We start from the raw sequence: 22,416 nt of genomic DNA on the forward strand, positions 1-22,416 counted from the left end.
GCGGCGCCGGAGACGGAGGCGGGACAGGTCGCAGCGAGTGGGTGGGCGTTCGCTTCAGGCGCTTTCCCAATCGCGGATCGCCGTCAGCAGCGCCTCGCCGTCGGCGAACTCGCGGTCCGCCGGCGGCAGCGCCGGACGCGCCAGGACCAGCACCGGCAGGCCCATTTCCCGCGCCACCTGGAGCTTCGGCTCGGTGGCCTGGCTACCGCTGTTCTTGCTCACCAGCACGTCGCAGGCGAGGCGCTCGAACAACGCCCGTTCGCCATCCAGGCTGAACGGCCCGCGCGCGCCGATCACCTCGGCGCGCGGCGCGGCCGGCTGGCCTTGCAGGCAGCGCACGGTCCAGTGCTGGTGCGGCGGGACCTGGCCGAGATGCTCCAGCGGTTCGCGGCCGAGGGTGAACAGCGGACGGCGGAAGGGTGCGAGGGCGGCGATCAGCTCGCGCCAGTCGGCTACCTCGCGCCAGTCGTCGCCGGGCCCGGCCTGCCAGCCGGGCCGGCGCAGCGCCCAGCAGGGCACTCCGGCCAGTCGCGCGGCGCGCACGGCGTTCCGGCTGATCCGTGCGGCGTAGGGGTGGGTGGCGTCCACCAGCAGGTCGAAGCCCTGCTCGTCGATGAACGCCGCCAGCCCTTCGGCGCCGCCGTAGCCGCCGACCCGGACCCGGCAGGCCAGGTCGCCGGGCACCTTGCCCAGCCCGGCGAGGCTGTAGAGATGCGCCGGACCGAGCCGGCGGGCGAGGGCCAGGGCCTCACCGATCCCGCCGAGCAGCAACAGGCGCTTCATCGGCGCTCCTCGCAGGCCTGGCCGACCAGGTTGCCCTGGCGGTCGATGGCGAAGACTTCCAGCGCCACCTCGGTGGGCACGATGCCGCGGGCGAAGCGCAGGGCGTGGGCGCAGACCGCATCGCCCAGGGCCACGCCTTCGGCGTGTGCCTGGGCCAGCGCCTGCTGGCTGGTGTTGGCGGCGCGCATGCTGTCCTGTAGCGCGGTGCTGGCACCGAGCGCGGCGGCCCAGCCGGCCAATTGCGGCAGGTCGATGCTGGAATGGCGGCTGTGCAGGTCGAGGTGGCCGCCGGCGAGCTTGCTGATCTTGCCGAAGCCGCCGCACAGGCTGAGCTTTTCCACCGGCGCCCTGCGCAGGTGCTTGAGCACCGCGCCGGCGAAGTCGCCCATCTCGATCAGGGCGATCTCCGGCAGCGCATAGCGCCGGCGCATGGCGTCCTCGCTGGCGTTGCCGGTACAGGCGGCGATGTGACGGACGCCGTTGGCGCGAGCGACATCGATGCCCTGATGGATCGAGGCGATATAGGCCGAGCAGGAGAACGGCCGGACGATGCCGCTGGTGCCGAGGATCGACAGCCCGCCGAGGATGCCCAGGCGCGGGTTCATGGTCTTCAGCGCCAGCTCGGCGCCGCCCTCCACGCCGATGGCGACCTCGAAGCCGCCGGCGTAGCCCCGTTCGGCGGCGAGCTGGGCGAGGTGGCGTTCGATCATCTGTCGCGGCACCGGATTGATCGCCGGCTCGCCGACCGCCAGGGTCAGCCCCGGGCGGGTCACCGTACCGACCCCGGGGCCGGCATGGAAGCGCACGCCAGGCTCGGCGCTCAGGCGCACCCGGGCGAACACCAGGGCGCCATGGGTGACGTCGGGATCGTCGCCGGCATCCTTGAGGGTGCCGGCTTCCGCGCCGTTTTCCCAGGCGCGGCAGAATTCCAGGCGCATCAGCACCTGCTGGCCCTTGGGCAGGACGATCTGCACCGCGTCGCTGATCGTGCCGCCCAGCAGCAGGCGCGCCGCCGCCAGGCTGGTGGCGGTGGCGCAACTGCCGGTGGTGTAGCCACTGCGCAACGGCGCGGGCTGCTCGGGGGTTTCCTCACGCATCGCGGGGAGGCTTCCTGGCGGCGGGCTTGCGCAATTCCAGCAGGGTGATCGGCAAGGCCTGGCGCCAGGTGTCGAAACCGCCCAGCGGTCGCGCGTGGGCGACGCCGAGGCGGGTGAGGTCGCCACCCAGGCGTTGCTGCCAGTCGAGCAGCACCCGTTCGCTCTGCAGGGTGACCGCGTTGGCGAGCAGGCGGCCGCCGGGCCGCAGGCGCTCCCAGCAGGTTTCCAGCACGCCCTCGGCGGTGACTCCGCCGCCGATGAAGATGGCGTCCGGCTCGGGCAGTTCCAGCAGCGCCTCCGGGGCGCTGCCGGCGACCAGGTGCAGGGTCGGTACGCCGAGGGCGTCGCGGTTGTGGCGGATATGTTCCTGGCGCTCGTCGTTGGCTTCGATGGCGATCGCCCGGCAACTGGGGTGCGCGCGCATCCATTCGATGCCGATGGAGCCGCAGCCGGCGCCGACGTCCCAGAGCAGCTCGCCGGGGCAGGGCGCCAGGCGCGCCAGGGTCACGGCGCGGACGTCGCGCTTGGTCAGCTGGCCGTCGTGGCGATAGGCTTCGTCGGCCAGGCCCGGGGTCAGCGGCAGGCGCACGGCGCCGGTGCCGGCGCGGCATTCCACCGCCACCAGGTTGAGATCGGCGGCGCGCGGCAGCGACCAGTCGCCGGCGAGGCCGTCGAGACGGCGCTCGAGCGGCCCGCCGAGGTGTTCCAGCACGCTCAGGCGACTGGCGCCGAAGCCACGGGCGTTCAACAGGCGGGCGATGGCGGCCGGGCTGTCGCCGTCGTTGCTGAGGACCAGCAGGCGCCGGCCGTCGTGGACCTGTGCCTGCAGCGCCGCCAGCGGACGCGCCACCAGTGACAGGCAGGCGACTTCCTGCAGGGCCCAGCCGAGGCGGGCGGCGGCCAGCGAGAGGGAGGAGGGCGCCGGCAGGACTCGCAGTTCGGTCGCCGGCAGTTGCCGGGCGAGACTGGCGCCGACGCCGAACAGCATCGGGTCGCCGCTGGCCAGCACGCAGGTCGGCTGGCCGCGCCGGGCCAGCAATGGTTCCAGGGAGAACGGCGTCGGCCAGGTTTCGCGGGCGCCGCCGATGCACGGCGGCAGCAGTTCCAGCTGGCGCGCCGCGCCGACGATCCGGCTGGCTTGCAGCAGGGCACGCCGGGCCTGCTTGCCGAGGCCGGGATAACCGTCCTCGCCGATGCCCACCAGGGTCAGCCAGGGCGGCGTCGAGTCTGCCGATGACACGGTTCCGATACTCCTGAAATGCGTCTGTGAAGGGCCCGCGACGGCTTCCGGACGGAATGGGTTTTCCCGGCCCCGGGCTGGGCGGCATAATAGCGCGTTCGTCGGTGCCCGGCCCTTTCGCGTTAGCGCGGGGCCAACGAGGGCCGAAGAGGGAACACGGAGCCGCGGTCTTTTCGAAGCCCGGGCCTAGCCGTGGCTGCCCCCGCAACTGTATGCAGCCTGTATTCGCGCCATTCGCCACTGGATTACCGGGAAGGCGGCGCGAAGCGGAGGTTCCTCCCCCGGGTGGAACGCCGGGCTGCGAGCCAGGAGACCTGCCGCCGAAACCAGTCGCGAGTGCCAACATCGGGCGGGGTGTACCGATGCCGTGGTCTGTCCCTGGGGGACAGCGGTGCGGTCGCCGCGACGCCGATTCGAGTAGCGTTTTTGAACGACGACCAGACCCCGGCGCCCCTGCCCGTACCACGTCCGTCACCCTGTCCCGGCCTGCTGCGTATCGTCCAGGCGCTGGACGGCGGCATCTGCCGCATCAAGCTCGATGCCGGTCGCCTGGACGCCGCCCAGGCACGCGCCGTGGCGGCCGCGGCGCGGGATTGCGCCAGCGGCGTGATCGAGGCGACCAACCGTTCCAACCTGCAATTGCGCGGCGTCCGTCGCGGCGAGGAAGAGCGGCTCGTCCGCCGCCTGCTGGACGCCGGCCTCGGTCCCCGGCATGGGTCCCTGGCCGGCGCCGACGACGTGCGCAACCTGATGCTCAGCCCGGCCGCCGGGCTCGATCCGCACCTGTCGCTGGACGTGCGCCCGCTGGCCGCTCGGCTGTTGCTGCGGCTCCAGGCGGACAGCCGCTACCACGCGCTGTCGGCCAAGTTCGCCATCCAGCTGGACGGCGGCGAAGACCTGGCGATGCTCGAACATCCCCATGACATCTGGCTCTCGCCGATGCCCGCGGCGCCGACCGCGACGCTGGTCTTCGGACTCGCCGGCTGCCCGGCCCGCGACCGCCCCCTGGCGGCGTTGCCGGCGGAGCGGGGCGAGTCCCTGGTGCTGGCGCTGCTCGACCTGTTCCTCGAACGCGCCCAGCCGCAACAGACGCGGATGCGCCACCTGTTGCAGGAGCTGGCCGGAGAATCCTTGCTGGAGGCCTTGCAGGCGCGCCTGGATTTCCCTCTGCGGCGTGACGAGCGGGTGGCGGCCTGGCGGCGTCCGCCGGGGCGTGCGTGGAGTCATCTCGGCGTCCAGCCGCAACGCCAGCCGGGCCTGGCGATGGTCGGCGCGGCGGCGCCGCTCGGCCGGCTCGACAGCGCTTGCCTGGAAGGCCTGGCCGAGCTGGTCGAGCGCCATGGCGACGGCAGCCTGCGCCTGACCCCCTGGCAAGGCGTGCTCCTGCCGAACCTGGCGCAGGCCGAGGCCCACCAGGCGCTGCTCGGCCTGCGCGGACTCGGCCTGCTGACCGAGCCCGACGCGCCGTTGGCGCGGCTGATCGCCTGCAGCGGTTCCAGCGCCTGCGCCAGGGGCTTGGCCGACACCAAGGGCGACGCCTTGCGCCTGGCCGAACGCCTCGGCCCGCGCAGCGACCTGCCGCAACTGCACCTGTGCGGCTGCGAACGGTCCTGCGCCGCTGCCCACCGCGCGCCGCTCACCCTGCTGGCGCGCAGCGGCGGGTTCTACGAACTGTACCGGCGCGACCCATGCCACCCCGGATTCGGCCAGTTGCTGGCCAGCCGCCTGACTTTCGCCACGGCCGCCGATTACCTGGCGGCCCTGCCTTCCCAGCCCACTTCCGGAAAACCCGCATGATTGACTACATCCGCGATGGCCAGGCGATCTATCGCCAGTCGTTCGCCACCATCCGCGCCGAAGCGAACCTCGCCGGCATCCCGGCCGACCTGGAAAAGCTCGCGGTCAGGGTGATCCACGCCTGCGGCATGGTCGACGTGGTCGACGACCTGCGCTTCTCGCCCGGCGCCGGCGCCGCCGGCCGCGCCGCGCTGGCCGCCGGCGCGGCGATCCTCTGCGACGCGCGGATGGTCGCCGAAGGCGTGACCCGCTCGCGGCTGCCCGCCGCCAACCGGGTGATCTGCACCCTCAACGAAGCGGACGTGCCGGCGCTCGCCACGGAACTCGGCAATACCCGCTCGGCGGTGGCCCTGGAGCACTGGCGCGAGCACCTGGAGGGCAGCGTGGTGGTGATCGGCAACGCGCCGACCGCGCTGTTCTACCTGCTGGAAATGCTCGACGCCGGCGCGCCGAAACCGGCGCTGATCCTGGGCTTCCCGGTCGGCTTCGTCGGCGCCGCGGAATCCAAGGAGATGCTCGCCGCCGATAGCCGCGGGGTGCCCTACGTGATCGTCCGCGGTCGCCGTGGCGGCAGCGCCATGGCCGCCGCGGCGGTGAACGCCCTGGCCACGGAGCGCGAATGATGAGTGTCGTGAAGGGCCGCCTGCTGGGCCTGGGCGTCGGGCCCGGCGATCCCGAACTGATCACCCTCAAGGCCCTGCGCCTGCTGCGCGCGGCGCCGGTAGTCGGCTATTTCGTGGCCAAGGGCAAGAAGGGCAACGCCTTCGGCATCATCGAGGCGCACCTGGACCAGGCCCAAGTGCGCCTGCCGCTGGTCTATCCGGTGACCACCGAGAAGCTGGAACCGCCGCTGTGCTACGAGACCATCATCAGCGATTTCTACGACACCGCCGCCGCACAACTGGCCGCGCACCTGGACGCCGGCCGCGACGTGGCGGTGATCTGCGAGGGCGACCCATTTTTCTACGGTTCCTACATGTACCTGCACGACCGCCTGGCGACGCGCTACGAAAGCGAGGTGGTGCCTGGCGTCTGCTCGATGCTCGGCGGCGCGGCGGTGCTCGGTGCGCCGCTGGTGTACCGCAACCAGAGCCTCTCGGTGCTCTCCGGAGTGCTGCCCGAGGAGGAGTTGCGCCGGCGCCTGGCGGATGCCGACGCGGCGGTGGTGATGAAACTCGGACGCAATTTCGACAAGGTCCGCCGCGTGCTGGTCGAGCTTGGCCTCGAGCGCCGCGCGCTGTACGTCGAGCGGGCGACCATGGCCAACCAGCGGATCGTGCCGTTGGAACGGGTCGAGCCGATGGCCTCGCCGTACTTCTCGCTGATCGTCGTCCCCGGCGACAAGTGGCAGGGAGGGGCCGGCGGTGAGTGACGCCCAGCAGGTTCCGGCCATCGTCATCCTCGGCCAGGGCGCGCTGGATACCGCGCGGCGGGTCCAGGCGCGCTATCCCGGGGCGCTGGTCCACGGGCTCGCCGGGCGGGTCGAGGCCGACCGTTCCTATACGGACTTCGGCGACACCCTGCGCGAACTGTATTGCGCCGACCGCCCGATCGTCGCCCTGTGCGCCGCCGGCATCGTCATTCGCAGCCTGGCGCCGTTGTTGCAACGCAAGGGAGCGGAGCCGCCGGTGCTGGCCCTGGCCGAGGACGGTAGCGCGGTGGTGCCGCTGCTCGGCGGGCTGGCCGGGGTCAACCGGCTGGCGCGGGAAATCGGCGAGGTGCTGGCCGTGGCGCCGGCGATCACCACCAGCGGCGAGCTGCGCTTCGGCACCTGCGTGCTCAACCCGCCCGCCGGTTATGTCCTGACCGACCTGGAGCAGGGCAAGCGCTTCGTTGCCGATTTGCTCGGTGGCCAGCCGGTGCGCGTCGAGGGTGCCGCCGACTGGCTCGACGCGGCCCGTTTGCCGCGCGACCCGGAGGCAGCGCTGGCGATTCACGTGACGCCCTCGGCGCGTGCGCCGCGGGCCGAGGAACTGCTGATCCATCCGCGCTGCGTGCTGGCGGCGCTCGAACCTGCCGACGCGGCGGCGGACGCGGTGCGCCAGGCGCTGGTCGATGCCGGCCTGGCCGCGGCGGCGCTCGGCGGCTTGCTGGCCGACAGCGCGCGGATGGCCGATCCGCGCCTGCAGGCCGCCGCCGATGCGCTCGGCGTACCGCTGCGCTTCCTGCCGCAGGCCGATCCCGCTGCGCGCCTGCGCCAGGCCTTGCCCGCCGCCGAGCAGGTCGGCGACCGGCTGGCGGTGGCCGCCGCGCCCTTGGCGATGGACCGCATCGGCCAGCGTCGCGGCCGACTCACAGTGATCGGCCTGGGGCCCGGCTGCGCCGAGCTGATGGTGCCTGCGGCGCGGCGGGCACTGGACGAGGCCGAGGACATCCTCGGCTACCAGACCTACGTCGACATGGCCGGACCCTTCCGCGCCGGACAGGTGCTGCATGGCAGCGACAACCGCGAGGAATTGCAGCGCGCCCGGCATGCCTTCGAACTGGCGGCGACGGGCAGGGCGGTGGTGCTGGTATCGTCCGGCGACCCCGGCGTGTTCGCCATGGCCGCCGCGGTGCTGGAAGCCCTGCATGGCGCTGGCGAGCCGGCCTGGGACGCGGTCGAGCTGCGGATCTTCCCTGGCGTCTCGGCGGCCCTGGCCACCGCGGCCAGGGCGGGGGCGCCTCTGGGCCACGATTTCTGCGTGCTGTCGCTGTCCGACAACCTCAAGCCCTGGGAGGTGATCGAGCGGCGCCTGGACCTGGCCGGCGCCGCCGACCTGGCGATGGCTTTCTACAATCCGATCTCGCGGGCGCGGCCCTGGCAACTGGGACGGGCGCTGGAGATCGTCGCCCGCCATCGTTCGCCGCAGACCCTGGTGGTGCTCGGTCGCGACATCGGGCGGCCCGGTGAGCGCCTGCTGCGCACCACCCTGGGCGAGCTGCGTGCGGAGCAGGTGGACATGCGCACCCTGGTGATCATCGGCTCGTCCACTACCCGCAGCTTCCCGCGCGCCGACGGCGAAGCCTGGGTCTACACGCCGCGCTGGTACCCATCGGAATAGCGGGGCGGGAGCGCGCGCGGAAATGTGGCAGACTGCTGCGCGCATCCCTGTACCGCGGAGCCTGAATCCATGTCCTTTCGCTGTTCCCCGTGCCGCCTGGCCGGCATCCTGCTGGCGGCGCTGTTCGTTCCGGGGCTGGCCGCGGCGGCCGGCTCCTGCGAGCGCCTGGTGGCCACCGGCAACCCGGAGTACCCACCCTACCTGTGGCGCGACCCGCAGGATCCGAAGCGCCTGATCGGAGCCAATGCCGACCTGTTGCAGCGCCTGGGCAAGGAGCTCGGCGTGCGCATCGACGTGCTCTATAGCGGCTCCTGGGAGAAGGCCCAGGAAGAGGTGACCAGCGGTCGCGCCGACCTGCTCGCCGGGGCCTACCTGACCCTGGCACGGCTCGGCAGCATGGACTATGTGCATCCGCCCTTCCTGATGACCAGCGGGGTGGTCTGGGTGAACAAGGACGCCGCGTTCCCGTTCATCGGCCGCGACGACCTGATCGGGCACAAGGGCAGCGTGCTGGCCGGCAGCAGCCTGGGCGAGGAGTTCGACCGCTTCGCCAAGGCCAGTCTCGACCTGAAGCCGGTGCCGAGCCTGACCCAGGGCTTGCAGGACCTGATGCTCAAGCGCAGCGAGTTCCTCCTCTACCAGGCGTTGCCCGGGCAGGCCCAGGTCGAGGCGCTGGGCATGGCCGACGACCTGGAGGCGCTGGAACCGGTGCTGAGCAGCGAGGGGCTGTACCTGACGCTGTCGCACAACTCCGCCTGCAACGATCCGTGGCTGCGCGGACAACTGGCGAAAAAGATGACAGAATTGTCGGCTGCCGGCGTTCCCGTAACGCTCTTGCAGGACAATCTCGAACGCTGGAAAGCCCAGCAATTGCCGGCTTCCGGCGCCAGTTCGACTACGCAGGAAAGTGACTTGTGAGCATTCGATGGATGATGGCCGCAGGCCTCGCCGCGCTGACCCTGAGCGGTTGTGCGAGCAACGACCCGGCTCCGCTGGAGCAGATGCGCCTGACCGAACAGGCGCTGGAGCAGGCCAAGGCGGTGGGTGCCACCGACGACGTGGCCGAGCTGAAACTGGCCCAGGACAAGTACGCCGCGGCGCAGATCGCGATGACCGCGGAGTCCTACAAGAAGGCGCGCCTGTTGGCCGAGCAGGCCGAGCTGGACGCACGCCTCGCCGAGTCCAAGGTGCTGACGCAGAAGAGCAAGGACCAGCTCGGCGAGCTGGACAAGAGCCTGAAACGTCTGCGCAAGCAACTGGGGGAGACCGACTGATGCCGGGCAAAGCGACTCTCTTCGCCACCCTGCTGGCCTGCGCCGCGCTGGCTGGCTGCGCCGACCACAAGCTCAGCGAACAGTCGCTGGCCAAGGCGCAGAGCGAGTTCGACCAGGTCAAGGAAGATTCCGACGTGCTCCGCGCGGCGCCCAAGGATGTGATCCGCGCCGGCGAATCGCTGGCCCGCGCCGAACGCCTGTCCAGCTACTGGGGCAGCAGCAGCGACGTGATCCAGTATGCCTACCTGAGCCAGCGCTACAGCGAGATCGCTCGCCAGCACGCCTTGCTCAACCTCAACCAGGAGCGCCTGACCCGCCTGCAACTGGAGCGCGAGCGCCTGCAACTGGCCCTGCGCGAAGCCAAGCTGCTCAGCGTGCAGGAGCAGGGCCAGCGCCTGAGCGAGGAGATCGCCAGTCTCAGCACCGAGGAAACCGAGCGTGGCCTGGTGCTCACCCTTGGCGACGTGCTGTTCGACTTCAACCGCGCCGAACTCAAGCCGGCGGCCAACCGCACCGCGCTGAAGCTGGTGCAGTTCCTCCAGCTCAATCCGCGGCGGGTGATCCGCATCGAAGGCTATACCGACAGCGTCGGCGACAGGCAGGCCAACCTCGACCTGTCGCGCGAGCGCGCCCAGGCGGTGGCCGACGTGCTCGCCGATCTCGGCGTGGATCCCGCGCGCATGCAGGTGGTCGGCTACGGCGAAGCCTTCCCGGTCACCGACAACGCCTCCAACCGGGGGCGGGCGCAGAACCGCCGGGTGGAGATCGTCTTCTCCAACGACAAGGGCCAGCTCAGCGCGCCGCGCTGAGTCCCGCGCTGCCGCAGGGAGCCCCGGTACCCCAAAGGGTCCGGGGCTTTTTTCGCCTGGCGAACCGGGTGGCGCCGGATTTCTCTGTCAGACCTTGCGCAAGAGCGGGCTATCATCGGGATCGAACTAGTTCGAGCAGCAATCCGTGCAGCATAAGCACCTTGTATTTCGTTATAACGAGTAGAGAGGCGCAATGAGTTCGAACGAAACCCTGCCGGGGCTGGTGATCGCCGATTCCTTCCCGGTCATGCAGTGGGCGCTGCAGCGCTACCTCAGCGAGGAGTGCGGACGCCAGGTGCTGGCGGTGGTCGGCGATAGCGACAGCCTGGTGGAGCGCCTGGCCGACCTGCCGCCGGAAAGCATCCTGATCACCGAGCTGGGCTTGCCTGGCCAGCGCAGCCGCGACGGTATCCACCTGGTGGAATGGCTGACCCGGCACTGCCCGCAAATGAAGGTGATGGTCTACTCGGTGTTCAGCGCGCCGTTGCTGGCCAAGGCGGTCCTGCGCAGCGGCGCCTCGGCCTACATCAGCAAGCGCAGCCCGCTGGAGACGTTGAAGGCGGCGCTGGAGTGCATGGCGCTCGGACAGACCTTCCTCGACCCCGGCCTGCACCCGCAGCGGCATACCGGCAAGCCGCTGAGCCCCACCGAGGTGGACATCCTCCGGCGCCTGGCGCGTGGCGACACGGTCAGCGAGATCGCCCAGCGGACCATGCGCAGCGTGTCGACCATCAGCACCCACAAGAAGAACGCGATGGTCAAGATAGGCCTCAACAGTGACGCCGAACTGATCGCCCTGGGCGTGATGAACTGGCTCCACGAACTCGCCTGACCGGGTTCGAAACATCTCGACCGCCAGTTGCGGAACAATCCTCGCCAGCCCCCGGGAGCCATCCCGCCGCAGCCGAGGAATCCGCATGATCCGCCAGCCCCGCTTTGCCCGTTTCGTCCTGCCGTTGTTGCTGAGCCTGTGCCAGCCGTCCTTCGCCGCCGAACTCCGCGCGGTTGCCGAAGCACGCCGCCAGGAACTCCTGCTGGAGGACTCGCCGGTGGCGTGCGGCGAGGCGGGCTGCACGGCGCGGGAAAGCCTCAGCCTGGTGGCGTTGCAGGTGCAGGCCCGGGTTCTGGTCACCCGCCTCGGCCGCGATGATTTTTCCCCGGCCGCCCGCCAGCCCGCCGCCGTCCCGGACTACCGCCTGTTCGGCGATCTCGGCCTGGCGCCAAGCCCCTTCGCCTGGCAAGCGTTGACCGGCGAGAGCGCGGCGGCGGACGCGTTGCGTTTCTGACTTTCCCTATGGCCGCTCCCCAGGCGGCTCTTGGCGGACTGTTTCCCGCCCGCACCCGGCCGGTGGCGACCGACCGGGTTTTCTTTTTCTCGCGAACGCGCCGTCTCTGCGACCGACCCGTACAGTTTTGCGACTGTATGCCTGGTTGTCGGCCGAACTGTTCTGGAGCAGTTTCACGAATTGAGCTACTGTTTCGGTTCAATCGCCGAGGAAAACCCGCCATGACCAATCTGCTGCTTTACCAACGCATCGCCCAGCAGTTGGCCGAGGACATTCGCCGTGGCGTCTACCAGCCGGGCGAGCGGGTACCGTCGGTGCGCAAGCTCAGTACCCAGTTGAACGTCAGCCACGCCACCGTGCTGCAGGCCTACGCCACCCTCGAGGACCAGGGACTGATCCGCGCCCGTCCGCAATCCGGCTTCTACGTCCACCGCACCCCGGCGCTGACCGCGCCGACCCCGGATATCGCGCGGGTCGAGCGTCCCGGCCTGGTCACCCGCAGCAGCATCATCAACCAGGTGCTCGCCGAGTCCCGCCGCGAAGGGGTATTCCCGCTCGGCGCGGCGGTGCCGCACGTGGACTACCTGCCGGTGCGCGCCTTGCACCAGCAACTGGCCAAGGTCACCCGCTTCCAGAGCCCACGGGCGTTCAGCTACATGTTCAGCCCCGGTTTCGAGCCGCTGCGGCGGCAGGTGGCGATCCGCATGCGCGACGCCGGCGTGGTGGTCGACCCGTCGCAGGTGACCATCACCCACGGCTGCGTGGATGCGATCCACATGGCCCTGCGGGTGCTGACCCGTCCCGGCGACCTGATCGCCACCGAGTCGCCGAGCTACTACGGCCTGCTGCAACTGGCCGACGTGCTGGGCCTGAAGGTCATCGAGATCCCCAGCGACCCGCGCACCGGGATCAGCCTTGAAGCGCTGCAACTGGCGGCCAACCAGTGGTCGATCAAGGCCTTGGTGCTGACCGCGCGGCTGAGCAATCCCTTCGGCGGGACGATTCCCGAGGATCGCCAGAAGCAACTGCTGAAACTGACCGCCGAACACAACATCGGGGTGGTCGAGGACGACATCTACGGCGAACTGATGTTCGACCAGGGCCAGGCGCGCTCGCTCAAGTCCCACGACCGCGACGGCCGGGTGATCTACTGCTCGAGTTTCTCCAAGACCATCTCGCCCGGCGTACGCATCGGCTGGATCATCGCCGAGCGCTACCAGGAGGAGATCCGTCGCTTGCAGACCTTCACCACCCATTCGGCCTGCACCGTGACCCAGATGGGCGTCGCCGCCTACCTGGAGAACGGCGGCTACGACCGCCACCTGCGCTACATCCGCCAGGAGTACCGGAAGAACATGACCGCCTACCAGTTGGCGGTGCAGCAGTACTTCCCGGAAGGTACGCAGATGACCCGGCCCAAGGGCGGCTTCATCCTCTGGGTCAGCCTGCCGGCCAAGGTCAACACCAAGGAACTCCACGTGCGGGCCCTGGAGCAGGGCATCAGCATCGCCCCGGGGCTGATCTTCAGCAACACCGAGCAGTTCAACAACTGCCTGCGGCTGACCTGCGGGATTCCCTGGAACCGCGAGGCGGAGCGGGCGATCATGACCCTCGGCATGCTTGCCGGGCAGCTTTGCCAGGAAGGCCTTATCGCCGCCTGAGCGCGAGGCGCTCCCCTGGCTGAGGGGCGCCCCGCGACAGTCCGCGAAGAATTTTCCCGGGGATTAACCCGAATCCACCGACAGCTTCGTCTCAGCGGGTATCTCCGCTGCACGACGAGGTCGTCTCGATGTTTTTCCCGGCTTCCATCCGGACCGGCACTTTCGCCGAACTGTCCGACGCTGGAAAATGTCTACCGATAGCCGCTCCGGCCGCGCTTCTGGCGACGGCCCGGGCGTTTCGTGGCGACGCCGATGCGTGCCGCGAAGGATGTGGCCGATGAGCCTGCTCTCGGTCGCCTTTGACACAGGACAGGAGTCGACCAGCGGCATGCATGCCTCCACCAGCGCCACGACGGCCGCCGGCAGCGACGAAACGCTGCTGGCGCGTTACCGCAAGGGCGACAGCTCGGCCTTCGAGGTGCTCTACCAGCGCCATCGGCAAGGTCTCTACCGTTTTCTCTGCGGCCTGGCCGGACAGACCGAACTGGCCGACGAGATCTACCAGGAAACCTGGCTCAGCCTGATCCGCAGCGAGAGCCAGCCGCAGGGCCGGGCGAGCTTCCGCACCTGGCTCTACCAGATCGCCCGCAACCGCTTGATCGATCATTGGCGCAAGCATGGCCAGCGCCAGCCGTTGCAGGACAGCTACGACGAACAGTTGCACGCGCAACCCGACCAGGGCGCCGGCCCCGAGCAGCAGCTCAGCCTGAGCCGCGACGGCGAGCGCTTGCAGAGCGCGCTGGAGACCCTGCCCGAGGAACAGCGCGAGGTATTCCTGATGCGCGCCCACGGCGAACTGGAACTGGCCGAGATCGCCACGCTCACCCAGTCGCCGCTGGAGACGGTGAAGAGCCGTTTCCGCTACGCGGTGCAGAAGCTGCGCCGGCTGCTGGCCGAGGAGGTGGCGGTATGAACCCACAGAAGCATTCCGCGAGCGTCGCCGAAGAGCAGATGCTGGCGCATTTCCGCGCCCACGCGTCGCAGCAGCCGGCGCCGGCGCTGGACCAGGCGATCCTCGCCGCCGCGCGACGCCAGGCGGCGCATGTCGAACCCGCCCGGTCCTGGTGGCGGCGCTGGCTGGAAGCCTCCCGCAGGCCGCGTTGGCAGGCGGCTTTCGCCAGCCTGCTGGGCGTGGCGCTGGTGCTGGGGCTGGTCAGCCACAACGTGCTGGACGACGCCGAGCGCCAGGCCCGCCCCGAAGTGGCGTTCAGCGATGTGCCCCTGCGCGACGGAGTCGCCGGGGCCGCTGCGGCGAAGCGGGCCATGCGCGCGCCGGCGGCGCCGGCTCCGCTGTCCAGCGAGATGTCGGAGCCCCCGGCCTTGCTGGCCAGCTACGCATCGTCCGGGGAGGCGCCGCAACTGATGGCCGAGGCCGCGCCGGCGGCTCCGGCTGCCCTGGCCGACCGACCGCCGGCCCAGGCCGCGCAGCAGGCGAAGGTCCAGGCGGCGCTGGCCGGCGACTTCGTCGCCCAGGCCAGGGGCAAGGCGGTTGCGGTGAAGCCGGAGGTGCTCGACGAGGCGCTCGGGGCGGTCCTTGCCCTGCGTGAGCAGGGCAAGACGGAGCAGGCCGCGACCCAGTTGGCCGAGCTGCAGAAACGTTTCCCCGGAGAGAACCTGGTGGAACGACTGGAACGCCTCGCGACGATAGCCGCGAGCGCCAAGAAACGGCCGTGACGACCATGGCCCGCGACGCGGCGGCGGCGTCGCGGGCTGACATCAAGCGGTTATCCGCGCATGACAGGTTAGACATGGGGCGAACAACAGAGAGAGTGCCAGGATGACGATAGTGACCCCTTGCCTTGGTTGCAGTCTGCCGTCAGCATTGCCGCAATTGGCCATACCTGCGTGACTATGAAACGTCTTTGCCGAATTTGCGTCGTTGTTCTTTTCGGTTGCTTCCTGGCGGCCTGCGATGACGGCTCCAAGGCACCGGAAAAGAAAGCCCCGGAAGCACCGCCGCAGGAGCAGCGCGCCCCTGCCAAGCCAGTGAAGCCTGCACGAGCGGAGCCAGCGCCTGCCGTGCCTGCCGCGCCGAAAACAGCTTCGAAGAAGGTCGCGCCAGCCGCGGAGCAGGTTGCCGAACCCAAGCCGCCGGCCAAGCCGAAGCCTGCGGCTGCGCCGCCGAAGCCGGCCAGCAGGCCGGTCGCCAAGGACAAGCCGGCGCCGGCGAAGCGCGCTTCCACCGCTCGTCTCGACCCCGAGGTACGCAAGCCGCTGCCGAGCGCCAAGCTGGACCTGCGCCTGCCGAAGGAACTGGTGCAGAAGATGGCGCCGCCCGGCACGGAAGAGACCCATAAGCCCAAGCCGCTGTTGCCGCCGATGTTCGAGGAAAAGGACGACAGCGACTTCCGCCTCAACGGCCAGTTGCTCTATCGCGACCGCGAACTGGGCGTGTCGCGGCCCCTGGAAGGGGCCGAGTTGCAGTTCGAGTTCCGCCAGTAGGCCGCCACGGTGCTCAGAAGCGGTAGCGCTGCTCCTGCAACGCCTGGTACAGCTCCGCGTCCAGCGGCTGGTAGCCGGCGCTGCCGGGCAACCTGACGAAGAGTTTGTCGCTGACCCGCGCGGGATCGTAGGCGTCGCGCTTGAGGTCGGTCTTCTTGTACTTGAAGGTGCCGGTGGTCTCGACTTCGCGCAGCAGGCGCAGGAACACCGGTGTGGCATAGGCCGGCAACTCGCGGTCGAGGTGCGCGGCGAGAGCGTCGCGGTCCAGTTCGACGCCATCGGCCAGGCGCAGCGCGGCCATCCCGCAGCGGCCGTTGGTGCCGGGAATCTCCACGCCGTAGACCACCGCATCCTCGACCCCGTCGAAGGCGCCGAGGGCGTTTTCCACCTCGGTGGTGGAAACGTTCTCGCCCTTCCAGCGGAAGGTGTCGCCGAGACGGTCGACGAACTGGGTGTGCTTGAAACCGATGTCGCGCATCAGGTCGCCGGTGTTGAACCAGGCGTCGCCCTTCTTGAACACGTCGCGGAGGATCACCGCTTCGCTCTTGGCCGGATCGGTGTAGCCGTCGAACGGCCACTTCGCACTGATCTCGCTGATCAGCAGGCCGACCTCGCCCTTGCCGACCTTCTCCATGAAGCCCTTGGCGTCGCGCACCGGATGGTCGTTCTCCAGGTCGTAGCGGACGATGGCGTAGGTGGCTGGGGAGAAGCCCACCGTATTGTCGAAATTGAATACATTGGTGAAGCCGATGTTGCCTTCGCTGGAAGCGTAGAACTCGGTGATCCGCTGGATCTCGAAGCGTTGCTTGAACTCGGCCCAGATCGACGGGCGCAGGCCGTTGCCGATCATGCAGGTCAGGCTATTGCCGCGTTCCTCGGCGCACGGTGGCTGGTTCAGCAGGTAGCGGCAGAGCTCGCCGATGTAGCCGAAGCAGGTCGCCCGGTAGTGTTGCACGTCCTTCCAGAAACCGCTGGCGGAGAACTTGCGGCGCAGGGCCATGGCCGCGCCGCCGGCGAGCGCCGCGCTCCAGCAGACGGTCACGGCGTTGTTGTGGTAGCAGGGCAGGGTCAGGTAGAGCACGTCGTCGCGGCCCAGGCCCAGACCGGAATGGCCGAAGCCGCCGTAGGCCTTGATCCACTTGCCGTGGCTCATGATCGAGGCTTTCGGCAGGCCGGTGGTGCCGGAGGTGTAGATGTAGAAGCAGGAGTCCTTGAGCCGCACCCTGCCGGTGTCCTCGAGGTTCTCCGAGGTCTGTCCCTGGGCCAGGCGCATCAGGTTGCGCCAGCCCATCGGCGGCGAGCCGGGATCGCCGAGGGTGTCGCCGTCGTCGACCCAGTAGCAATGGCCGGCGTTGCCGAGCACCTCCTGGCGGACTTCCTCGAACACCTCGCGCAACTCTTCGCCGACCACGAAGTGGCCGGGCTTCACCAGGTTCAGGCTGTGCACCAGGACCTTGCCGCGCTGGGTGGTGTTGACCAGTGCGCCGATGGCGCCGAGTTTGGCCAGGGCGGCGAGGATCGCCAGCAGCTCGACGCGGTTTTCCAGCATCACCGCGACCACGCTGCCGTGGCCTACGCCCTCGGCCTTGAAGGCGCGCGCCAGGCGATTGGCCCAGCCGTTGAACAGGGCGTAGCTGATCCGCCGCTGGCCGTCGAGCACCGCCGGGTTGTCCGGGTACAGGCGTGCTGCGCGCTCCAGCGCCCAGCCCAGGGACAGGCTCTTCTCGCGGTTACGGATCGCGGTGTAGTACAGGCCGCGCAGCATGCGCGGCACGCGGCCGAAGGTGGCAGGCAGGCGGGCAACGAAACGGTTGAAAGTGATCAGGTCGGCGTGGGTCATGGCTCTCGCGCTTGTCGTTGTTGTGCGGGGCGTAGGACGCTCCCGCGACTCTAGACCGCAGCCGCCGCCTCGGCTATGACCGTTGCGCGGTCGCCCCGGGGCACTTCGGCAAATAGCCCGGAAGCCCGCCGCAGAGCGCCGCGCGCCTTTCGTCGGAGACCTCAGTCGAGGAACAGGTCGGGCACCAGCGCGCCACCCTCCGGGTCGTAGCGGTACTGCTCGAAATCGCTCTGGCCGCGCTCGCGCAGCAATTCCTCGTCGACCAGCAGGCGCCCGCTGAGGCTGCGCCCCTCGCTGGTGAGAATGGCGTGCGCGGCGTCGGCCATGATCGCCGGGGTGCGCGCGCGGCGGAAGGCGTCACGGCTGCCCAGCTCGAACTCGATGGCGGCGGTGGCGATCATGGTCTTCGGCCACAGCGCGTTGACGCTGATGGCGTATTTCCCGAACTCCTCGTGCATCCCCAGGGTAAGCATGCTCATGCCGTACTTGGTGACCGTGTAGGGGCCGTGCTGGGCGAACCACCTGCCGGCCAGGTTGATCGGCGGCGACAGGCTGAGGATGTGGCCGTTGGCGCTCCTGCGCAGGTAGGGCAGGGCGGCCTGGCTGCAGACCAGCACCGCGCGGGTGTTGATCTGGTACATCAGGTCGAAGCGCTTGGGCTCCAGCTTCTCCACCCCGACCAGGCGGATCGCCCCGGCGTTGTTGACCAGCGCGTCGATCCCGCCGAAGCGTTCGGCGGCGCGGGCCATGGCCGCCGCCACGGCCTGCTCGTCGCGCACGTCGAGTTGCAGCGGCAGGGCCTGGCCGCCGGCGGCCTCGACCTCGGCGGCGACGCTGAAGATGGTGCCTTCCAGCTTCGGATGCGGCTCGGCGCTCTTCGCCGCGATCACCAGGTTGGCGCCATCGCGCGCGGCGCGCAGGGCTATCTCCCGGCCGATGCCGCGGCTGGCGCCGGTGATGAACAGGGTCTTGCCGTGCAGTGACATGGGCGTCTCCGTTTTCTTGTCGTTGTCGTTGCGGATGAGCGGCGGGGTGTCTCAGGCGTCGGCTTCCACCTCGACCAGCACCTGCCGGTTGCGCACCTGCTCGCCACGGCCGACCTGGACGCGGCGGACCACGCCGTCGACTCCGGCCTTCAGCGGGTGTTCCATCTTCATTGCCTCCAGCACCAGCAGCAGTTGGCCCTTGCCGACCCGTTCGCCCTCGCCGACCAGCACCTCGACGATGGCGCCGTCCATCGGCGCCTTGAGCGTGCCGGAACTGGCGCCGACCTGGGCGCTGGCGCCGGCGTGGGTGACGTCGAGCAGTTCGAGGTTGCCGCCGTGGCCGTATAGCCAGAGGCGCCCGCCGTCCAGGTGGTAGGCGTGGCGGCGGCGAATGCCGTCGAGTTCGGCGCTGGCCCAGCGTCCGTCGCAGTCGAGCAGGCGCACGGCGATCTCGCGTCGCTCCAGGCGCGCCAGCAGTCGCGGCCGGCGACCGCTTTCGAGGACGTCCAGGCCGATCTCCAGGCGCTGTTCGGCGTGCTTCAGGACGATCTTCCACGGTGCCCCGGCGGCGCTGCGCCAGCCGGCCAGGCCGGGCTGGTGCGCACTGGCCTCGGCGCCGGCCTGGTAGAGCAGGGCGGCGGCCAGGGCCAGTTCCTCGGCGCCCGGCTGGCGCGGTTGCAGGCTGGGGTCTTCGGCGAAGCGTTCGCCGATGAAGGCGGTGGTCGCCTCGCCGGCGGCGAAGTCCGGATGCGCCAGGAGGTTGGCGAGGAACCGCTGGTTGCCGTCGACCCCCAGCAGCACGCAGCGCTCCAGCGCGCGGATCAGCTTGCGCCGGGCTTCGTCGCGGGTCGCCCCGTAGGCGATCAGCTTGGCCAGCATCGGGTCGTAGAAGGGCGTCACCGCCTGCCCCTCGACCAGGCCATGGTCGATGCGTACGCCGGGCAGCAGTTCCGGGTCCCAGCGCAGCACCGTGCCGGTCTGCGGCAGGAAGCCGCGACCGGCGTCCTCGGCGTAGAGGCGGACCTCGATGGCATGCCCGCGCAGTTCCACCTGTTCCTGCCGCAGCGGCAGCGGATGGCCCTCGGCGACGCGGATCTGCCAGGCCACCAGGTCCTGGCCGGTGACCAGTTCGGTGACCGGGTGTTCGACCTGCAGGCGGGTATTCATCTCCAGGAAGTAGAAGCGGCCATCCTCGCCGAGAAGAAACTCGACGGTGCCGGCGCCCACGTAGTTGACCGAAGCCGCGGCCTTCACCGCCGCCTCGCCCATGGCGCGACGCAGGTCGGCATCGAGCACCGGGCAGGGGGCTTCCTCGATGACCTTCTGGTGGCGGCGCTGCACCGAGCAGTCGCGTTCGCCGAGGTAGAGCAGGTTGCCGTGGCGGTCGCCGAACACCTGGATCTCCACATGGCGCGGGCGCAGCACGGCCTTCTCCAGGATCAGTTCGGCGCTGCCGAAGGCGCCCAGCGCTTCCGAGCGTGCGGTGCGCAACTGCTCCAGCAGTTGGTCGGGTTCCTCCACCAGGCGCATGCCGCGGCCGCCGCCGCCGGCGCTGGCCTTGATCATCAGTGGGTAGCCGATGCGTTCGGCCTCGCGCCGCAGGGTCGCGTCGTCCTGTTCGGCGCCTTCGTAGCCGGGGATGCACGGCACCCCGGCGGCGAGCATGGCGATCTTCGACAGGCGCTTGCTGCCCATCAGGTGGATGGCTTCCGCATCCGGGCCGATGAAGACGATCCCGGCGGCTTCGCAGGCACGGGCGAACTCGGCGTTCTCGGAGAGGAAGCCGTAGCCGGGGTGGATCGCCTCGGCGCCGCTGCGACGGGCGGCGTCGAGGATCGCCTCGAGGTTCAGGTAGGACTGCGCCACCGCTGCCGGGCCGATGCACACGGCCTCGTCGGCCAGTTGCACATGGCGGGCGTCGGCGTCCGCCTCGCTGTACACGGCGACGCTGCGGTAGCCCAGTTCATGGGCGGTGCGCAGCACCCGGCAGGCGATTTCACCGCGGTTGGCGACGAGGATCTTGTTGAAGCTGGGCATGTCGTTCGGCTCCTGGAGGCTGTTGCCCTGTTTCGCGGTCGTGGCTCACTGGGCCCAGACCGGCTTGCGTTTCTGTACGAAGGCCAGGGTGCCTTCGCTGCCTTCGGCGCCGCCCACCGCTTCGGCGAACTGGCGCGCCGCATCGTCCAGCAGGGCGCCGAGTTCGCCGCTTTCGCTGGCCAGCAGCAGGGCCTTGGTGGCGGCGTTGGCGTTCGGCGCGCAGCGGCGCAGTTGCTCGAGGGTTTCCTCCAGGCGCTGTTCGAGGGCATCGGCGTCGGCCTCGCAGAAATGCACCAGGCCCAGGCGCAGCGCCTCGCGGCCGTCGAAGCGGGCGGCGGTGAGGGCCAGGCGGCGGGCCTGGGTCAGGCCGATGCGGCGGACCACGAAAGGCGCGATCTGCGCCGGGAGAATGCCGAGGCTGGTTTCCGGCAGGCCGAACTGCGCATCGGCGGCGGCGATCGCTACGTCCGACACGCAGGCCAGGCCGAAACCGCCGCCGAGCACCGCGCCTTCCACCAGCGCCACCAGCAGTTGCGGGGCGGCCTGGGCTTCCTCCAGCAGGCTGCCGAAGGCGCGGTTCAGCGTGCGGTAGGCTTCCGCCCCGGCGGCGCGGGCACCGGCCATGTCCTTGATGTCGCCGCCGGCGCAGAAGTGCCCGCCGGCGCCGCGCAGCACCAGCGCCCGCACGCTACGGTCGTCGCGCACGGCGGCGAGCACCGCGCGCAGTTCGCCGACCATCGCCAGGCTCATGGCGTTGCGGCTTTGCGGGCGGTTCAGGGTGATCCGCAGGACGCCCTCGATGGGTTCCAGCAGCAGGGTCTCGCAATGCGGCAGGCTCATGCCGGTTTCCTCCTGGAACGTCAGCCTTTCTTCTTGCCCGGCAGGATGCCCATCAGCTTGCAGATGATGCCGAGCATGATCTCGTCGGCACCGCCGCCGATGGATACCAGGCGGGTGTCGCGGTAGGCGCGGGAGACCGGGTTGTCCCACATGAAGCCCATGCCGCCCCAGTACTGCAGGCAGGCGTCGCTGACCTCGCGGCCGAGGCGGCCGGCCTTGAGCTTGGCCATGGAAGCCAGGCGCGTCACGTCCCTGCCTTTCACGTACAGCTCGGTGGCCTGGTAGACCAGGGCGCGCAGCGCCTCGACCTCGGTCATCATCTCGGCCATGCGGAAGTGGATGACCTGGTTGTCGATCAGCGGCTGGCCGAAGGTCCTGCGCTCCTTGCAATACTCGATGGTGACGTCGATGCAGTGCTCCAGGCCCTTGATCATGTTGGCCGCGCCGAACAGCCGTTCTTCCTGGAACTGCAGCATCTGCATCATGAAGCCGGCGCCTTCCGCGCCGATGCGGTTGCGCTGCGGTACGCGGACGTTATCGAAGAACACCTGGGCGGTCTCCGAACTGCGCATGCCGAGCTTGTCCAGGTGCGGGCTGAGGGTAATGCCCGGGGTCTTCATCGGGACCACGATCAGCGACTTGTTGACGTGCGGCTTGTCGTCGGAGGTATTGGCGAGCAGGCACATGAAGTCGGCCGACGGCGAGTTGGTGATCCACATCTTGCTGCCGTTGATCACATAGTCGTCGCCGTCCTTGCGCGCGGTGGTCTTCAGGCCGGCGACGTCGGAGCCGGCGCCGACCTCGGAGACGCCGATGCAGCCGACCATCTCGCCGGCGATGGCCGGGCGGAGGAACTCCTCGCGCAACTCGTCGGAACCGAAGCGGGCCAGGGCCGGGGTGCACATGTCGGTCTGCACGCCGATGGCCATCGGGATGCCGCCGCAGGTGATGCTGCCGAATTCCTCGGCGGCGACGATCGAGTAGCTGTAGTCCAGGCCCATGCCGCCGAACTTCTCCGGCTTGGAGATGCCCAGCAGGCCGAGTTCGCCGGCCTTGCGGAAGATCTCGTGGATCGGGAAGCGGCCGTCCTTTTCCCACTGGTCGACGTTGGGGTTGATTTCCCGCTCGACGAAGCTGCGAACGGTGCGGCGGAGTTCCTCGTGTTCCTGGGTGAAGATCATGGGTTGTCTTTCCTCCTGGGCATCATTGTTTTCCGGCAGGATCCGCTTGCTCTCTCCCAACCCTCTTCCTTCAGGGAGAGCGGGGAGAGGGGCTGTCGC

21 protein-coding genes and 1 riboswitch are annotated in these 22,416 nt (G+C 69.7%); of the genes, 13 read left to right on the plus strand and 8 right to left on the minus strand.

The annotated features are described in order from the left end of the window. Positions 1–54: 54 nt before the first annotated feature. From FHW81_RS06915 to FHW81_RS06925, 3 genes are read right to left on the minus strand one after another with little or no spacing between them, the layout of a single operon-like run. The gene (locus FHW81_RS06915) at positions 55–783 is read right to left on the minus strand and encodes a cobalt-precorrin-6A reductase (protein ID WP_003119843.1); all 729 of its coding nucleotides are present in this window, start codon (positions 781–783) and stop codon (positions 55–57) included. Continuing rightward, positions 780–1,880 (minus strand): cobalt-precorrin-5B (C(1))-methyltransferase, encoded by a 1,101-nt coding sequence (locus FHW81_RS06920; RefSeq protein ID WP_003114022.1) that lies wholly within the window; start codon positions 1,878–1,880, stop codon positions 780–782. The genes FHW81_RS06915 and FHW81_RS06920 overlap by 4 nt, the downstream gene beginning before the upstream one ends. Next, positions 1,873–3,120, minus strand: a complete 1,248-nt coding sequence (locus FHW81_RS06925) for a bifunctional cobalt-precorrin-7 (C(5))-methyltransferase/cobalt-precorrin-6B (C(15))-methyltransferase (RefSeq protein ID WP_023100938.1) — start codon at positions 3,118–3,120, stop codon at positions 1,873–1,875. The genes FHW81_RS06920 and FHW81_RS06925 overlap by 8 nt, the downstream gene beginning before the upstream one ends. 85 nt (positions 3,121–3,205) lie before the next feature. Beyond that, positions 3,206–3,456, plus strand: a riboswitch (cobalamin riboswitch). Between the two features lie 90 nt (positions 3,457–3,546). On the opposite strand from FHW81_RS06925, the gene cobG reads away from it, so the two are divergent. The 13 genes from cobG (at position 3,547) to FHW81_RS06990 (ending at position 15,433) form a co-directional block, all read left to right on the plus strand. Next, entirely contained in the window at positions 3,547–4,917 is a 1,371-nt protein-coding gene (gene cobG, locus FHW81_RS06930; RefSeq protein WP_023100939.1) for a precorrin-3B synthase, read from the plus strand. Further along, positions 4,914–5,540 (plus strand): precorrin-8X methylmutase, encoded by a 627-nt coding sequence (locus tag FHW81_RS06935; RefSeq protein ID WP_003107929.1) that lies wholly within the window; start codon positions 4,914–4,916, stop codon positions 5,538–5,540. The genes cobG and FHW81_RS06935 overlap by 4 nt, the downstream gene beginning before the upstream one ends. Continuing rightward, on the plus strand, positions 5,537–6,289 hold the full coding sequence (locus FHW81_RS06940; protein ID WP_074241074.1) for a precorrin-2 C(20)-methyltransferase: 753 nt from the start codon (positions 5,537–5,539) through the stop codon (positions 6,287–6,289). The genes FHW81_RS06935 and FHW81_RS06940 overlap by 4 nt, the downstream gene beginning before the upstream one ends. Next, entirely contained in the window at positions 6,282–7,961 is a 1,680-nt protein-coding gene (cobJ, locus tag FHW81_RS06945; protein WP_012613915.1) for a precorrin-3B C(17)-methyltransferase, read from the plus strand. Before FHW81_RS06940 ends, cobJ begins: the two co-directional genes overlap by 8 nt. 69 nt (positions 7,962–8,030) lie before the next feature. Continuing rightward, a complete protein-coding gene (locus FHW81_RS06950; RefSeq protein WP_003091009.1) occupies positions 8,031–8,879 on the plus strand; it encodes a substrate-binding periplasmic protein in 849 nt (282 codons plus the stop codon). Further along, complete coding sequence (locus FHW81_RS06955) at positions 8,876–9,235, plus strand: DUF4398 domain-containing protein (RefSeq protein ID WP_003091008.1); 360 nt, start codon at positions 8,876–8,878, stop codon at positions 9,233–9,235. Before FHW81_RS06950 ends, FHW81_RS06955 begins: the two co-directional genes overlap by 4 nt. After that, positions 9,235–10,044 carry an OmpA family protein gene (locus FHW81_RS06960; protein ID WP_003091007.1) on the plus strand — a complete coding sequence of 270 codons (810 nt, stop codon included), beginning with the start codon at positions 9,235–9,237 and terminating at the stop codon, positions 10,042–10,044. Before FHW81_RS06955 ends, FHW81_RS06960 begins: the two co-directional genes overlap by 1 nt. Positions 10,045–10,237: 193 nt before the next feature. Continuing rightward, complete coding sequence (locus tag FHW81_RS06965; protein WP_003091005.1) at positions 10,238–10,876, plus strand: response regulator transcription factor; 639 nt, start codon at positions 10,238–10,240, stop codon at positions 10,874–10,876. An 85-nt stretch (positions 10,877–10,961) separates the two neighbouring features. Further along, positions 10,962–11,330, plus strand: coding sequence for a hypothetical protein (locus tag FHW81_RS06970; protein WP_003107036.1), 369 nt, complete (start codon positions 10,962–10,964; stop codon positions 11,328–11,330). 221 nt (positions 11,331–11,551) lie between these two features. Next, positions 11,552–12,991 (plus strand): PLP-dependent aminotransferase family protein, encoded by a 1,440-nt coding sequence (locus FHW81_RS06975; protein WP_003091003.1) that lies wholly within the window; start codon positions 11,552–11,554, stop codon positions 12,989–12,991. Between the two features lie 328 nt (positions 12,992–13,319). Continuing rightward, positions 13,320–13,904, plus strand: a complete 585-nt coding sequence (sbrI, locus tag FHW81_RS06980) for an ECF family RNA polymerase sigma factor SbrI (protein WP_031628350.1) — start codon at positions 13,320–13,322, stop codon at positions 13,902–13,904. Beyond that, entirely contained in the window at positions 13,901–14,665 is a 765-nt protein-coding gene (gene sbrR / locus FHW81_RS06985; RefSeq protein ID WP_033981080.1) for an anti-sigma factor SbrR, read from the plus strand. Before sbrI ends, sbrR begins: the two co-directional genes overlap by 4 nt. 345 nt (positions 14,666–15,010) lie before the next feature. Then, the gene (locus FHW81_RS06990) at positions 15,011–15,433 is read left to right on the plus strand and encodes a hypothetical protein (protein ID WP_003091000.1); all 423 of its coding nucleotides are present in this window, start codon (positions 15,011–15,013) and stop codon (positions 15,431–15,433) included. Between the two features lie 13 nt (positions 15,434–15,446). Here the strand turns inward: FHW81_RS06990 and FHW81_RS06995 are convergent, their stop codons facing one another. From FHW81_RS06995 to atuD, 5 genes are all read right to left on the minus strand, one after another. Further along, on the minus strand, positions 15,447–17,273 hold the full coding sequence (locus tag FHW81_RS06995; RefSeq protein WP_003117644.1) for a long-chain-acyl-CoA synthetase: 1,827 nt from the start codon (positions 17,271–17,273) through the stop codon (positions 15,447–15,449). 161 nt (positions 17,274–17,434) lie between these two features. Then, on the minus strand, positions 17,435–18,259 hold the full coding sequence (locus FHW81_RS07000; protein ID WP_003101741.1) for an SDR family oxidoreductase: 825 nt from the start codon (positions 18,257–18,259) through the stop codon (positions 17,435–17,437). A 51-nt stretch (positions 18,260–18,310) separates the two neighbouring features. Then, entirely contained in the window at positions 18,311–20,296 is a 1,986-nt protein-coding gene (atuF, locus tag FHW81_RS07005; protein ID WP_003160590.1) for a geranyl-CoA carboxylase subunit apha, read from the minus strand. Between the two features lie 45 nt (positions 20,297–20,341). Further along, positions 20,342–21,136, minus strand: a complete 795-nt coding sequence (atuE, locus tag FHW81_RS07010; protein WP_003143706.1) for an isohexenylglutaconyl-CoA hydratase — start codon at positions 21,134–21,136, stop codon at positions 20,342–20,344. 20 nt (positions 21,137–21,156) lie between these two features. After that, a complete protein-coding gene (atuD, locus tag FHW81_RS07015) occupies positions 21,157–22,317 on the minus strand; it encodes a citronellyl-CoA dehydrogenase (protein WP_003101733.1) in 1,161 nt (386 codons plus the stop codon). Between the last annotated feature and the right edge of the window lie 99 nt (positions 22,318–22,416).

Origin of the sequence: Pseudomonas sp. RC10-4-2, from assembly GCF_050433085.1 — a bacterium.
GTDB classification, from domain to species: domain Bacteria; phylum Pseudomonadota; class Gammaproteobacteria; order Pseudomonadales; family Pseudomonadaceae; genus Pseudomonas; species Pseudomonas aeruginosa.

Bases quoted from the DNA above. Each gene is read 5' to 3' on its own strand.
- sbrI (WP_031628350.1), top strand. From the start codon at position 13,320: ATGCATGCCTCCACCAGCGCCACGACGGCCGCCGGCAGCGACGAAACG.
- FHW81_RS07000 (WP_003101741.1), bottom strand. From the start codon at position 18,259: ATGTCACTGCACGGCAAGACCCTGTTCATCACCGGCGCCAGCCGCGGC.
- sbrR (WP_033981080.1), top strand. From the start codon at position 13,901: ATGAACCCACAGAAGCATTCCGCGAGCGTCGCCGAAGAGCAGATGCTG.
- FHW81_RS06950 (WP_003091009.1), top strand. From the start codon at position 8,031: ATGTCCTTTCGCTGTTCCCCGTGCCGCCTGGCCGGCATCCTGCTGGCG.
- atuE (WP_003143706.1), bottom strand. From the start codon at position 21,136: ATGAGCCTGCCGCATTGCGAGACCCTGCTGCTGGAACCCATCGAGGGC.
- FHW81_RS06935 (WP_003107929.1), top strand. From the start codon at position 4,914: ATGATTGACTACATCCGCGATGGCCAGGCGATCTATCGCCAGTCGTTC.
- FHW81_RS06915 (WP_003119843.1), bottom strand. From the start codon at position 783: ATGAAGCGCCTGTTGCTGCTCGGCGGGATCGGTGAGGCCCTGGCCCTC.
- FHW81_RS06940 (WP_074241074.1), top strand. From the start codon at position 5,537: ATGATGAGTGTCGTGAAGGGCCGCCTGCTGGGCCTGGGCGTCGGGCCC.
- FHW81_RS06975 (WP_003091003.1), top strand. From the start codon at position 11,552: ATGACCAATCTGCTGCTTTACCAACGCATCGCCCAGCAGTTGGCCGAG.
- FHW81_RS06965 (WP_003091005.1), top strand. From the start codon at position 10,238: ATGAGTTCGAACGAAACCCTGCCGGGGCTGGTGATCGCCGATTCCTTC.
- FHW81_RS06960 (WP_003091007.1), top strand. From the start codon at position 9,235: ATGCCGGGCAAAGCGACTCTCTTCGCCACCCTGCTGGCCTGCGCCGCG.
- FHW81_RS06995 (WP_003117644.1), bottom strand. From the start codon at position 17,273: ATGACCCACGCCGACCTGATCACTTTCAACCGTTTCGTTGCCCGCCTG.
- FHW81_RS06920 (WP_003114022.1), bottom strand. From the start codon at position 1,880: ATGCGTGAGGAAACCCCCGAGCAGCCCGCGCCGTTGCGCAGTGGCTAC.
- atuF (WP_003160590.1), bottom strand. From the start codon at position 20,296: ATGCCCAGCTTCAACAAGATCCTCGTCGCCAACCGCGGTGAAATCGCC.
- atuD (WP_003101733.1), bottom strand. From the start codon at position 22,317: ATGATCTTCACCCAGGAACACGAGGAACTCCGCCGCACCGTTCGCAGC.
- FHW81_RS06970 (WP_003107036.1), top strand. From the start codon at position 10,962: ATGATCCGCCAGCCCCGCTTTGCCCGTTTCGTCCTGCCGTTGTTGCTG.